The organism is Enterococcus massiliensis (assembly GCF_001050095.1).
In the GTDB taxonomy this organism is placed as follows: domain Bacteria; phylum Bacillota; class Bacilli; order Lactobacillales; family Enterococcaceae; genus Enterococcus_C; species Enterococcus_C songbeiensis.
This window is the reverse complement of the sequence record NZ_CVRN01000006.1, coordinates 489,820-503,362: the sequence shown is the minus strand read 5'-3', so window position 1 is coordinate 503,362 and position 13,543 is coordinate 489,820. Positions and strand designations below refer to the sequence as shown.

Sequence of the window (13,543 nt, the reverse complement as noted above, 5' to 3'; positions counted from 1 at the left end):
TGCATGTTTCTGTTGCTTCTACTAAAAGAAGCACCTTACACATTTTGGTTCGTTTGCTTGCTTTGTTCAGTTTTCAAAGGTCTACTGCGTTGTTTCAGCAACTTTTAAATCATATCAGATTGACAAGCGATTGTCAATGATTTTCTTTAAAAGTTGAAGATTTTTGTTAATCGGCAAAGCTACCGAAGAACTCAACACAACTCTGTAAGTTTATCGTATTAATTGTTATTTGTCAACAACATTTTAAATAATTTTTGCTGTTAAATCAGCATTGAGAACTATTTAATTAAAACGACTTTGTTATATTACCACGGATATTTTTGATAGTCAACAACTATTTTTAAAATAAGTGGTAATTCTTTTTCGCCCCGCTCACATCGGAACATTTAATAATATAGCAAGTATAATCACAAAAATCAACTGAAAACTGCGAAGAATTTTGTTTTTTTTATAAAACGAATTATCTTTTGATATATCTAGTAAATACACTGGTTTTGCGTATAATTATCAAACGATAACTGTCTTAAAAATATTATCATTCGTATTTTTTTCAATTGATTTTATCTAAAAAGAGTGAGCTTTTTGTATCCAACAAAAAAACAGCCAGTTGGGAGACTCTCATTTGAAGAGGAGCCATCCGTTTTTGACTGTTTCTTTTTTATTTTTTGTGTTGAATTGGGATATAAATTCTAAAAATGGTCCCTTGACCTACGACGCTTTCGGCTGCGATTCGCCCTTTATAGCTGGCAAGAAGTTGTTTCGCTATTGATAGGCCTAAGCCATTGCCGCCTTTGGTTCGGGCACGAGCTTTATCAACCCGATAGAATCGATTAAATATCTTATTCAAATCTTCCTCAGAAACACCTTCGCCAAAGTCCTGGATGGCTAATTCAAATTCATTCCCCTGTCTAGAAATCGAAATATGGACTTCTTTTCGTTCTGTGGAATATTTCACAGCATTATCCAGAATAATGATGATGATTTGTTCAAAGTGATTGCGGTAGATGCTTAAAATGGCTTCATCCGTTAAATCGTCATCTAAGGTAAATGTAAATTCCGGATAGAGCATTTTAAAATTATTGAATACTTGATAAGTGACTTCTTTTGCATTGGTTGTTTCATGAGTATATTGGATATCCACTTGTTCTGCACGAGATAGGTCGAGCATTTCCTGAACAAGGCTCTTCATACGTCTCAGTTCTTGAACGCTTGCTGCAATTGATTCATCCAAAACTTCCGGATCATCTTTGCCCCAGCGTTGCAACATACTCAGATGACCTTCCATGATTGCCACTGGTGTTCGCAACTCGTGGGAAACATCTTCGACAAATTGTTTTTGCTGTTCGATATAGGTGCGCATTCGATCCAGCATCTCATTAAAAATTTCAGCTAAATCGGCTAACTCGTCATTCGTATTGATCTCCGGCATGTGGGCGTCTGATTCTGGATCTTTTCGGATGGTATCCATTGTATCCCGCAAAACTTTCAAAGGTTTGAGGAAATAGGCCGAAAGGAAGAAACCCAATATGCTGCTCAAAATGAGCGAAATTACTTCAAGAACAATCAGAGTAAACAAAAGCTTACTGCGAATCTCATAAAAAGAGGATAGTTCATAGAAAGTTTGTGCATAGCCGATTTTATGGGTGGTATCTTTTGAATAAATCGGTTGAATTGATAAAAATCCGGTGATTCCATTAAGCGTAATTATGGTAGGATCTTTTCTTTTTTCCTGAAATAAGTTCAGACTCTCCGAATGGGTTTTGAAAACCAGCTTTTCTTCAAGGTTATAGACATATAAACTCAAAGCATCTTGTCCCAACTCAGAAATGAAGGGATCAATTTTCATTAGGTTTCCTTCAACCGTCGATGTTCGATCATAAAGACTGCTTTCATCTGAAGAATTATTGGTCAAATTTCGATAGGTATTCAGCAAAGTCAGCTCACTGTCTGCATTGGCTAGACGTGAGGCAACACCAGAGATTGTTTGTTCCACATTTTTCCGTTCTTTCGCCACGATCAGATTGACAGAAGATTTATAGGTAATCACGGCAAAAATCGTAAAAACGACAAATATAAAGAAAGAACTAGCAAAAGCCCATTTGATAGTCAAAGATGGGCCTTTTAGTCCTTTCGAAGAGATCTTTTCTTTAAATTTGATCACGAACGCATCACATAACCAGTTCCGCGGACTGTTTGGATGTAGCTTTCTTCTCCGGGAACATCGATTTTGTTACGTAGGTAACGAATATAAACATCAACGACATTCGTTTCCACTTCTGTCTCGTAACCCCAAACTTTGTTAAGCAATACATCACGTGCCAATACGACATTGACATTTTCCATCAATGTTAAAAGCAGTTCGTATTCGCGTTTTGTCAATTCAATAACTTCATTGCCGCGGCGGACCACCCGATTTTCTTTTTCAATCGTTAAATCCCGGTAGGTAATTGTAGTTTGTTTTGCGACATTCTTATCGCCTTCAATATCAATTCGGCGCAACAATGCACGCAAACGTGCCAATAATTCTTCAATGGCAAATGGTTTGACGATATAATCATCTGCACCATGGTCTAAGCCAGAAACTCGGTCGATTACTGAATCCCGTGCTGTCATCATGATAATCGGTGTGTTTTTTACTTGGCGGACACGGCGGCAAACTTCCAAGCCGTTTAATTCCGGCAACATCAAGTCTAGTAAAATGGCATCCCAATCATTATTTAATGCAGCATCTAACCCTGTTCGTCCATTGTAGTGGACTTCTGCATTATACCCCTCATGTTTCAATTCCAATTCTACAAAACGCGCCAAGTTCTTTTCATCTTCAATGATTAGAATATTACTCATTTGTATTTTAATCCTTCTCTCTTTTTATTCTAAAAAAATTGTCCAATTTTTATTTAGTTATTAAAATGCTATAGCCATTTTATCATGAAAGAAACGATTAAAAAAGAGGTACGCGAAAACTTATCAGTTTTCGGTACCTCTTGTCTGTTTTTGATTGATTATTCTTCGTGATACCAGCTGTAGTGGAAAATGCCTTCACGATCCGTCCGTTCGTAGGTATGTGCACCAAAATAATCCCGTTGTGCTTGGATCATATTCGCTGGCAAACGATCGGAACGATACGAATCAAAATATGCAATCGCTGATGAGAAGGTTGGTACTGGTACGCCCGCCTGAACAGCTAACGCAACAACTTCCCGTACGGCTTGTTGGTATTTCTTCGTGATTTCAACAAAGTAATCATCTAACAACAAGTTTTCAAGATCCGGTGTCTTTTCATAGGCATCCGTAATCTTTTGCAAAAATTGTGCTCGAATGATACAACCAGCCCGCCAAATTTTAGCAATTTCACCAAATGGCAGTTCCCAGTCAAATTCTTTTGAAGCAACCCGTAATTGAGCAAATCCTTGAGCATAACTCATGATTTTGCTGAAATACAATGCTTCACGAATTTTTTCAATCAATTCCTTTTTGTCGCCAGAAAATTCATAAACAGGTTTTGGTAGAATTTTGCTTGCATTCACCCGTTCTTCTTTATAGGCAGAAATGTAGCGGGCAAAGACTGATTCAGTAATCAATGGGAGTGGTACACCTAGGTCTAATGCACTTTGGCTAGTCCACTTTCCGGTTCCTTTGTTTCCAGCTGCATCTAAAATGACATCTACGATTGGTTGGCCGGTGCCAAGATCGTCTTTTCTAGTCAAAATATCTGCTGTGATTTCAATCAAATAGCTGTCTAGTTCGCCTTGGTTCCATTCTTTGAAAATTTCTGCCATTTCATCAACACTTAACCCAAGAATATTTTTCATCAAATCATAGGATTCAGCAATCAACTGCATGTCTCCATATTCAATACCGTTATGCACCATTTTTACATAGTGCCCGGCGCCGTTTGGTCCAATATAAGTCACACATGGCGCACCATCTTCTGCTTTAGCCGAGATTTGTTCTAAGATTGGTGCTACTAAATCGTAGGCTTCCTTTTGCCCGCCAGGCATGATGGATGGCCCTTTTAACGCACCTTCTTCTCCACCAGAAACACCAGTTCCGATAAAGTTGATTCCTGAGTTTGCCAATTCTTCATTTCTTCTCATGGTATCCTTGAAGAAAGTATTCCCACCGTCAATCAAAACATCGCCTTTGTCTAAATGAGGCAATAATTCTTGAATTGTCGCATCTGTTGCTGCTCCGGCTTTTACCATCAGCAAAATTCTGCGAGGTTTTTCGATTGAATCAACAAATTCTTCTATTGTATAGGTCGCTTTAAAATTTTTATCTGGATGTTCCTTTACGACAGCTTCTGTTTTTGAACCTGTACGATTGAACAATGCGACAGAATAACCGCGGCTTTCAATATTCAGCGCCAAGTTTTTTCCCATGACGGCCATGCCGACAACACCGATTTGCTGTTTTGTCATTTCCATTCCTCCTAATTCCTTGAAGCATTTTATCTTTTTTATTATAGCCTAAAACAAAAATCAATTAAACCAATCACTACTAGAAATATGAAAAAAGATCAAAAACCCCCAAGACTCCATGGTTAGTCTTGGGGGTTGGGTTCTCTTTTCTGAAAAAAAGAGAATTATGCTTCTTTTGTTGCTACATCCTTACCATCGTAGTAACCGCAGTTTGCACATACGTGATGGCTCTTCTTCAATTCACCACAGTTTGGACATTCGTTCAAACCGTTGATCGTCAATTTGTAATGTGTACGACGTTTTGCTTTTTTCGCTTTTGACGTTCTTCTAGCTGGTACTGCCATTGTGTTACACCTCCTTGTTTAGTCAAAACAGCAAATTTGCTGTTCATTTATTCCAATCTTACTTTTCGTCATCTTCTGGATGATCCAATAATTCAGATAACTTGGCAAGACGAGGATCAATTTTAGGTTCTGTCGCCTCTTTCTGACGCAAATATTCTTCTTCAGAAAGAACGACCCAGTCACTGCCTTTCGGAAGTTCGGTGGCCTGTTGTTCCTCTTCAGATAAAACCTGCAACGGAATAGCTAACAGAATATTGTCCATAACTGATTCAAAAAGATCTAATGTCTGAGTTTCTAAAATCAGGACATCTTCTTCTGGAAACGCTTCTGAACGATGTTGGTACTGCTCTGGTGTCATGAAGATTTCGTCAACAGTCAAATCCATTGGGAAAGCAACAGGTTCCAGACTTCTGGAAGAAGGTACTGTGAGCACCGTACGTATCGAATAGTGTACTAAATATTCAGACGAGCTGACTGTCAGCAAACCATCAACCGCAATAGGAGCAACATCAAGTATTTGATTATCTCTTTCCATCAATTCGCTTTTTAGTTCCAGCGTATCGGAAAAAAGAAGGGGTGTCTCTTGGTGTTTTTTTAATTCCAATAAAGACCATTTCATTTCTTCATCACCTCTAAGCAACAAAAGCTATTATACAGGGCATATTTTTCTTTGTCAATGAAATTTTCTTGACACCCTGTTTCGTTCTTTTGCTAAGCGTTTTCTCCATTAAATCCAAGCTTTTTTGTTTGAACCATCCAATAAAGAAAGCGAAACAACTGTCTAAAAGACAACTGTTTCGCTACATTCAACAAAACGGTTCTAAGCACAGTTTTTCCTGCACTAAAGCCCTACTATTTTGTTATTAGATAGCTGTTGTTTCGCCACGATAAACGATTCCACGACGAGAATCAACGGTAATCAATTCGCCATCTTCAATCGTTGCTGTTGCTTCTTTTGCACCAACAATAACTGGGATGTCTTTTGCGATCCCAACAACGGCTGCATGAGAAGTCAAACCGCCTTCTTCAACGATAACTGCAGCTGCTTTTTCAAAAGCAGGCATGTATTCTTTATCTGTTGTTGGAACAACAAGAACCATTCCGTCTTTTGCTTTTGCATTTGCTTCTTCAGCTGAATGAGCAACAACGGCATTCGCAACAACTGATTTTTGGCCTACGCCTTGTGCTTCAAGAAGTTTTGAACCGATCATTTGAATTTTCATAACGTTTGTTGTTCCACGTTCACCAACTGGAACACCAGCAGTAATCAAAATCAAGTCGCCTTCTTTAGCAAAACCTAGTTCAACAGCTTTTTTAGCAGCTAGATCGAACATTTCGTCTGTTGTTGATGGTTTTTCAGCAACTGTTGGATAAACACCCCAGTTCATCATCAAACCGCGTTTTGTGCGTTCGTCAAATGTAACAGCCAAGATATCAGCGTCTGGACGGTATTTAGAAATCATTTTTGCTGTGTAACCTGATTCAGTTGCAGCAACGATTGTTTTCACGCCTAAGTTTTTCGCAGCGCGAGCAACAGACAAACCAATTGTTTCTGTTACGTCTGTTTTATCAAATTCGTTGATTTGGAATGAACCAAGTTCTGACAAAGCTTTTTCTGCTTCTTGGTCGATACGAGCCATTGTAGCAACAGATTGAACTGGGTAATCACCATTTGCTGATTCACCAGAAAGCATTGTAGCATCAGTTCCGTCAAATACGGCATTGGCAACGTCAGATGCTTCTGCGCGTGTTGGACGAGGATTTTTTTGCATGGATTCTAACATTTGAGTTGCTGTAATAACTGCTTTACCGGCAGCATTACATTTTTGGATGATTCGTTTTTGAACCATAGGAACCAATTCAGGCGCAATTTCAACACCCATGTCCCCACGAGCAATCATGATACCGTCAGAAACTTTGATGATTTCGTCGATATTGTCGATTCCTTCTTGTGATTCAATTTTAGGGAAGATTTGAACATGCGTCATGTCTTTTTCTTCTAAAATTTGACGAATATCTAAAACGTCTTGTGCTTTACGAACAAAGCTTGCAGCGATAAAGTTGATATCGTTATCTAAACCAAAACGAATATCGTCCGCATCTTTTTCAGTGATACCAGGTAGGCTGATAGATACGCCAGGAGCGTTAACCCCTTTACGAGAACCTAAGATACCAGCATTTTGTACTTCAGTAACGATTTCATTTGTTGCTTCATCTTTTTCGATGATTTTCATGTCGATCAAGCCGTCATCGAACAATACGTGTCCGCCAACGTGTACATCGTGGAACAAACCAGGGTAAGTTACCGCAATTTTTTCTTTTGATCCAACATGTTCGCCATCCATTGAAATACGAACAACATCGCCGATTTCAAATTTGATTTTTCCGTCAGGTGTTCCTTGAACGGTTGTACGGATTTCTGCACCCTTTGTATCTAAAAGAAGGGCTACATCTTTACCTGTTTTTTGAACGGCTTCACGAACAAGAGTCATACGACCTAATTGTTCTTCATGATCTCCATGAGAGAAGTTGAAACGAAATACATTAGCTCCTGATTCGATAAGTTGAGAAATAATCTCTACGCTATTACTTGCTGGTCCTAAAGTACTAACGATTTTAGTTTTTTTCATTACTGAACGCTCCTATTCTTTATTTAAAATAGCTGTTAAGCTTTTTTACGGGGTTAGGCTGCAAATTAGAATGACAATTTCTTATTCAAATCATACAGTGAAACATCTGGTTTGTGTTTATTGTTTTCCAAGGTATCGATAATATCGGCAGCAACCATTTTGTTGTCTTCAATACCGATACATAGACCGCCCTTGCCTTCTTTTAACAAATCAACGGCAAAAGCACCAAACTTGCTGGCTAAAACACGATCACGGGCACTTGGTGAACCCCCACGAACAACGTGTCCCAAAATAGAAACCCGTGTATGGAAATCGCCATATTCTGAAAGTTTTTCAGCAAATTCATTACCGCCCATGACACCTTCAGCTAAAACGATCAAGCAGTGTTTCTTGCCGCGGTCGCGACCTTCTTGAATTCGTTTGGCAACAGTTGCCATATCAAATTCGTGTTCTGGAATGATGATTTCATCAGCACCGCCGGCAACACCAGACCATAACGCAATATCTCCAGCTCCGCGTCCCATTACTTCGATCACGAATGTCCGAACATGGGAAGTCGCTGTATCGCGAATGCGGTCAAGTGATTCCAAAACTGTGTTGATTGCTGTATCAAAACCGATAGTAAAATCAGTTCCTGGAATATCATTATCGATTGTTCCTGGGATACCTACTGCTGGAAATCCACGTTTTGTCAGTGCCATTGCGCCATGATAAGAACCATCGCCGCCAATAACAACTAATCCTTCAATACCGAATTTTTTCAATTGTTCGATACCTTTCAATTGTCCTTCTTCAAATTCAAATTCTGGATAACGCGCAGAATATAAGAAGGTTCCTCCTCGTTGGATCTTATCACCAACATCAGCCACGTCTAAACGACGAATGTCTCCGGCAACCAATCCGGCAAAACCGTAATTGATTCCGTATACTTCAAGGCCATCAAAAATGGCTTTGCGGGTCACAGCGCGAATGGCTGCGTTCATACCTGGGGCATCTCCACCACTAGTCAAGATTCCGATGCGCTTCATTTACACATTCACCTCATTAATTATACTTTTCTTAGGTCGCCCTAAGTAATACCATTTTGGCATTAATCACGAGTTACATTTTAACATTAAATTTGGTCCTTGTCTTGAATTACGTGTAATTAATCGCAAAAAATGAAAACAAGATTAATTTTTTGCTGAAAATTACTTGAAAACAACATTTTCTGTTCCCAATAATTCCCCTAACTGCTTTTTAAACAAGGGCTTATCGGTAACCCAATACTCTTCATTTAGTATCCGTTTTTTTTCACTTGCTGCATAGTACAATACCACAGGAATCGGTCCAATATTTTCTTGAATCAACCGATACAGTTGGTTCAAACGATCCGGCTCCTCTTTTTCGTCCGTGATTCGCAAGTAACAAGTTACTTGAGGAATCGCCGCTTCGATTGTCGCTGCTAATTCTACCTTGTCAGCAATCACCTGTATTTCGCCGTTATATTTGCTGACCTCCGCTTTTCCTTCGACATACACTACCGCATTTTCTGAAATAATTCCGCGAATCTGGCGATACAACTCTGGAAAAATCGTTACCGAGACTTCCCCACTGGCATCGTTTCCTTCAATAAAAGCCATCTGCTCGCCTCTTTTTGTTCGAATCTCTCGAATTTCCCGCAAGTAAAGCAATAGATGAATTTTTTGATTTGGCAGAATCTCGGTTACGTTACGAACTCCTTTTGCCCGTTGCACACGGGTAAATTGTTCTGCCGGATGCCCGGATAGATAGACGCCTAGATACTTTTCTTCCAACGCCAATTTTTCTTCCAGTTGATATTCCTGAACCTCATGTGCTTTCAACGTCATCACATCCAGCAAATCAAGACTGCCGCCGCTGTACTGAACATTTTGGATTTTCCCTGTTATTTCTGATGCCAATTGCCGGCGATGAGGTTCCAATTCATCAAATGCACCGATTTCAATCAACGGGCGCAAGACTTCTTCCTTCAACCACTTCCGATCAATGCGGGTCAAAAATTGATCAAAAGAAGTGAAGGGCCCATTTTTCTTGCGCTCCTGCAAAATCTCCGTCACAAAATCCCGGCGACTCCCTTTCAAACTGCTTAATCCAAACCGGATAACCGTTAAAGACTGCAATTGAAAACTATAGCTGCTGTGATTGATGGACGGCGGCAAAATCTGAATCTTGCGTTTCTTCGCCTCATTCAAATATTCCTTAACCTTGGTGGGATTATGACGAACCGAATGTAGCAAGGCGGCAAAGAATGGACCAGGATAATGAACTTTCAAATATGCCATTTGAAACCCAACAAAGGAATACGCAAATGCATGGGAACGATTGAAGCCATAATTTGCAAAACGTTCGATATAATCGTAAACATTATCAGCTGTTTTTTTATCATGACCGTTTTTCATAGCACCATCAACGAAATGTCGCCGTTCTTCATCAAGAATCGTTTTTTTCTTTTTACTGATCGCCCGTCGCAAAATATCTGCTTGCCCAAGGGTAAATCCAGCCAGCTTTGAAGCGACCTGCATGATTTGTTCTTGATAAACCATGATACCATAAGTATTTGCTAAAATCGGGCGCAAACTCTCATCTGGGTAATAAACCTTCTCCAAACCTTTTTTGCGTTTAATAAATGTATCGATGTTTTGCATTGGTCCTGGTCGATAAAGCGCATTGACAGCAGCAATATCTTCAATACTTTCAGGTTCTAACCGTCGCAATACATTTCGAATCCCTGCTGATTCAAACTGGAACACTCCGGCTGTATCTCCCCTCTGGAATAAATGCAGCGTTGCCATATCATCTAAAGGAATGTTTTTTTGCGAAAATTGTTTGCCGGTGATTCGCTGAATTCCCTGCAAGGTATTGTCGATAATTGATAAATTCCGCAGTCCCAGAAAGTCCATTTTAAGTAAACCCACGGCTTCGACATCATTCATCGTAAACTGCGTCAGTAAAATTCCTTCCGAACCTTCCTGCAAAGGAATGAAGTTCAGCAGATTTTGATCGCTAATGACTACTCCGGCAGCATGGGTTGACACATGTCGCGGCAATCCCTCTAAAAGTTGTGCAATCTGAAACATCCGGAAATTTTTTTCACTACTCTCGACTAATTCCCGCAGTTTCGCAGATTCTTGATATGCCCGATTTAGCGTCATTTTTAAGGCATTCGGTACTGCTTTTGACCAACGATTGGCTTCACTTTGCGATAAACCAAAAACTCGCCCGACATCCCGTAACACCATTTTTGCCGCCATTGTTCCGAAAGTCGCAATTTGTGCTACTTGAAATTTTCCGTATTTTTCCTGAACATAATGTAATACCTCTTCACGGCGATTATCGGGAATATCCAGATCAATATCCGGCATGGTGTAGCGTTCCGGATTTAAAAAACGCTCAAAAAGCAATTGATAGCGGATCGGATCCACATCAGTAATGCCGAGAACGTACGCCACCAACGAACCGGCGGCCGATCCCCGACCAGCACCAGTGACGATTTTTTGCTGATGGGCAAAATCCATTACATCCCAAACAATTAGAAAATAATCATCAAACCCCATTTGATGGATAACAGATAATTCATAGGTCAAACGTTGCTGATAGCGATCATCGGGTGTCTCTACTCGTTGAGGCAGTCGCTCCCAACAGAGTTCTTTCAGAAATTCCCCGCTGGGTTGCTCCACAGGGTAATGTGGCAAAAGTGTTTGATGCAGTGGAAATGTCCATTGGCAGGCTTCACCGACGCGAATTGCATTTTCCACAGCTTCTTCTGAGAAACGAGCGGTCAACTCAGCGACTGGTTGTAAGCAGGAATTCTGGGAAGCGACAGTGATTTGTTGGAAATCTTCCAACTGTGTGCCGTTTTTAATGTGCTCCATTACGGTAATGGCCGGAAGCTCATCCTCCTCAGCTGTATTTACCCGATAAATACCACAAGGAGGAATACCATTTTCCTGCCACCAATCAACCAATTCTTCCTCAAGAGGAAATTGAGGAGAAACCCCATAGTAAAGATTCCCTGCTTCAAAAAGTTCTTTAATTTCTTTTAACCGTTCCTCAGCAATCTCTTGGCTTTCCTTCAAGTAGATTGGCTCATTTCTTTCAGGAAAAATCCCGATTAAGTCAGTTAACTTGCCAAATTTTTCAAGCGTAACTTGTCCTGTGATCATCTTTTCACTGGAAAGCTGGATTAATTTTTGATACCCAGCTAAATTTTTTGCAAATAATAAGAGTTCGTTTTCATTTCCCTGTACATCTGAAAAATAGTCCAAATGCAACCCGATGATTGCCTGCATGCCCTCTTTTTGACAGACTTGATAAAATTCAGCCGCTCCTGCCAACACATTCCGGTCACAAAGCCCGATTGTCTGATATCCCTGCTTTTTTGCTTCCTGAACAAGTCGGGGAATCTGCAACGTACTTTGCAGTAATGAATAAGAAGAAATCGTATATAATTGAGGAAAATCCATTATTTACTGCCCCCAAGAAAAATTTTTTTGAAAATGCTTGAAATGTTTACAACTTGAAAAAATATGGTACACTATAGTCGAGAAATCACTATGCACTTGGAAAAGAGGTGTCTTGATGCGTTATCTTGTCACATTATTTTGGACCTTTATTTTAGGACAGGTTGTCGGCTATATCGGAAGCTCCCTAGCTAGTGGAACGTATGATTTTATGCTGACCACAATCATTTCAATGATTGCCGGTGTGTTTATCCTCTTGATTGGCACAATCGCAACGCCCAAAAAAGCGGCCCGCTAATTTGTTTAAAAGAGAAAGGAAGTAACATTCCTTTCTCTTTTTTTATAGCCCAAAATACTGCTTTAGATTTTGACTCGCAAAATTTTACGAAAATTAAATGTTGATAAAACGATATTGACTAACACAAAACCACTGGTCACCCAAAATACTGCACGATAGCCAAAACCATGGGCAACTGTTGAACCAACCATTGGTCCTAAGACTTGACCAAAGTTGGAAAACATTTGGTTGTAACTGTAGATCCGACTAACTCCTTCTGGTGGAGTGATTTTACTGATCAATGTGTTGATGGAAGGCATCAGCGCCCCAGTTGAAAAGCCTAAAAGAAACCTTAAGGCGCCCAATTGAAATGGTGTTTTGACAAATCCCATGGGAATGAAACAAAAGAAGGACAGTACCAACCCACCCAGCAAAACTTTATGATTACCGATTTTGTCACCAATTTTTCCTAAAGTTGGCGAAGAAATAATCGCCGAAACACCAGCGATGGAAACAATTAGTCCACTAACAAATAAGATATTGGTGGTATTTCCACTCAGTTGCCGTATGTATAACGTCAAAATCGGGCTGATGCTGGTCACTCCTACTTGTAAGATCAATGACGTAACAAACAGTCCTACTAAAACTTGCACGTTGTCGACTCGATCAAAAATTTCTCTGACCGTCAGCATGCTATGTTTTTCAATCGGTACAAAGTTTTCTTTTACTAATAGTACCGTTAAAATCGTTGTAATCAACAAAACAACACCCGTAATAATAAAAACATTTTCCATCCCAAAACCTTGTGCCAACGCACCGCCCATTGATGGACCAATCAGATTTCCCGCAATCGCTCCTGTCGCCAAAGTTCCCAGTGCCCAGCCGCTTTTCTCTTTTGGTGCTTGTGATGCGATTAATGCTGTCGCATTTGGAATATAGCCGGATAAAATCCCCGTCATAAATCGCATAATCAGCAACCAGTACACATTTGGTACAAACGCTAACGATCCCATACTAAAGGTCATCCCTGCCGCTGCTCGAATCATCATCAGACGACGCCCTTTACGATCCGCTAAATTCCCCCAAATTGGTGCAACGATCGCAGATGCAAATGCAGTCACGGAGATTGCCAATCCGGAAAATAATTCTACTTGATTTTTTGGCGTGCCAAGTTGTTCAATATATAATGGAATAAATGGCATGACCAAACTGAAACTTGCCCCCGTGAAAAAACAGCCGATCCACGAGATCATCAAATTTCGTTTCCAATCTACTTTCATTACACTACCTTCTTTCCTACTAATCTATCTTATCCTATTTTTGAAAAGAGTGAAACTGCCAAACGCTAAATCTCGTCAAAAGCCAAAAAACAAGCGCAGAATTTCCATAA

Annotated in this window: 10 protein-coding genes; 1 reads left to right on the top strand and 9 read right to left on the bottom strand. The window is 40.0% G+C overall.

What is annotated here, in order from left to right; translation table 11 throughout:
* Positions 1 to 658: 658 nt before the first annotated feature.
* From BN1875_RS07235 to dnaE, 8 genes are all read right to left on the bottom strand, one after another.
* Positions 659 to 2,161 carry a HAMP domain-containing sensor histidine kinase gene (locus BN1875_RS07235; protein WP_048604173.1) on the bottom strand — a complete coding sequence of 501 codons (1,503 nt, stop codon included), beginning with the start codon at positions 2,159 to 2,161 and terminating at the stop codon, positions 659 to 661.
* Entirely contained in the window at positions 2,158 to 2,844 is a 687-nt protein-coding gene (locus tag BN1875_RS07230; protein WP_010738750.1) for a response regulator transcription factor, read from the bottom strand. Before BN1875_RS07230 ends, BN1875_RS07235 begins: the two co-directional genes overlap by 4 nt.
* 158 nt (positions 2,845 to 3,002) lie before the next feature.
* Complete coding sequence (gene gndA / locus BN1875_RS07225) at positions 3,003 to 4,421, bottom strand: NADP-dependent phosphogluconate dehydrogenase (RefSeq protein WP_048604172.1); 1,419 nt, start codon at positions 4,419 to 4,421, stop codon at positions 3,003 to 3,005.
* A 164-nt stretch (positions 4,422 to 4,585) separates the two neighbouring features.
* A complete protein-coding gene (gene rpmF / locus BN1875_RS07220) occupies positions 4,586 to 4,765 on the bottom strand; it encodes a 50S ribosomal protein L32 (RefSeq protein WP_048604171.1) in 180 nt (59 codons plus the stop codon).
* A gap of 58 nt (positions 4,766 to 4,823) precedes the next feature.
* The gene (locus BN1875_RS07215; RefSeq protein WP_048604170.1) at positions 4,824 to 5,384 is read right to left on the bottom strand and encodes a YceD family protein; all 561 of its coding nucleotides are present in this window, start codon (positions 5,382 to 5,384) and stop codon (positions 4,824 to 4,826) included.
* 244 nt (positions 5,385 to 5,628) lie between these two features.
* Positions 5,629 to 7,395: a pyruvate kinase gene (gene pyk / locus BN1875_RS07210; RefSeq protein ID WP_048604169.1), complete on the bottom strand. Its 1,767-nt coding sequence runs from the start codon at positions 7,393 to 7,395 to the stop codon at positions 5,629 to 5,631.
* Between the two features lie 65 nt (positions 7,396 to 7,460).
* On the bottom strand, positions 7,461 to 8,423 hold the full coding sequence (gene pfkA, locus BN1875_RS07205) for a 6-phosphofructokinase (protein WP_048604168.1): 963 nt from the start codon (positions 8,421 to 8,423) through the stop codon (positions 7,461 to 7,463).
* 162 nt (positions 8,424 to 8,585) lie between these two features.
* Positions 8,586 to 11,879 carry a DNA polymerase III subunit alpha gene (dnaE, locus tag BN1875_RS07200; protein WP_048604167.1) on the bottom strand — a complete coding sequence of 1,098 codons (3,294 nt, stop codon included), beginning with the start codon at positions 11,877 to 11,879 and terminating at the stop codon, positions 8,586 to 8,588.
* A gap of 115 nt (positions 11,880 to 11,994) precedes the next feature.
* Between dnaE and BN1875_RS07195 the strand changes: the two genes are divergently transcribed.
* Positions 11,995 to 12,174: a YjzD family protein gene (locus BN1875_RS07195; protein ID WP_048604166.1), complete on the top strand. Its 180-nt coding sequence runs from the start codon at positions 11,995 to 11,997 to the stop codon at positions 12,172 to 12,174.
* A 62-nt stretch (positions 12,175 to 12,236) separates the two neighbouring features.
* On the opposite strand, the gene BN1875_RS07190 is transcribed toward BN1875_RS07195, so the two are convergent.
* On the bottom strand, positions 12,237 to 13,433 hold the full coding sequence (locus BN1875_RS07190; RefSeq protein ID WP_048604165.1) for a multidrug efflux MFS transporter: 1,197 nt from the start codon (positions 13,431 to 13,433) through the stop codon (positions 12,237 to 12,239).
* Positions 13,434 to 13,543 lie beyond the last annotated feature (110 nt).

What these genes read in the sequence shown, in the direction of transcription:
- BN1875_RS07230 (WP_010738750.1), bottom strand. Translation starts at nt 2,844, where the DNA reads ATGAGTAATATTCTAATCATTGAAGATGAAAAGAACTTGGCGCGTTTT.
- gndA (WP_048604172.1), bottom strand. Translation starts at nt 4,421, where the DNA reads ATGACAAAACAGCAAATCGGTGTTGTCGGCATGGCCGTCATGGGAAAA.
- rpmF (WP_048604171.1), bottom strand. Translation starts at nt 4,765, where the DNA reads ATGGCAGTACCAGCTAGAAGAACGTCAAAAGCGAAAAAAGCAAAACGT.
- BN1875_RS07215 (WP_048604170.1), bottom strand. Translation starts at nt 5,384, where the DNA reads ATGAAATGGTCTTTATTGGAATTAAAAAAACACCAAGAGACACCCCTT.
- pyk (WP_048604169.1), bottom strand. Translation starts at nt 7,395, where the DNA reads ATGAAAAAAACTAAAATCGTTAGTACTTTAGGACCAGCAAGTAATAGC.
- pfkA (WP_048604168.1), bottom strand. Translation starts at nt 8,423, where the DNA reads ATGAAGCGCATCGGAATCTTGACTAGTGGTGGAGATGCCCCAGGTATG.
- dnaE (WP_048604167.1), bottom strand. Translation starts at nt 11,879, where the DNA reads ATGGATTTTCCTCAATTATATACGATTTCTTCTTATTCATTACTGCAA.
- BN1875_RS07195 (WP_048604166.1), top strand. Translation starts at nt 11,995, where the DNA reads ATGCGTTATCTTGTCACATTATTTTGGACCTTTATTTTAGGACAGGTT.
- BN1875_RS07190 (WP_048604165.1), bottom strand. Translation starts at nt 13,433, where the DNA reads ATGAAAGTAGATTGGAAACGAAATTTGATGATCTCGTGGATCGGCTGT.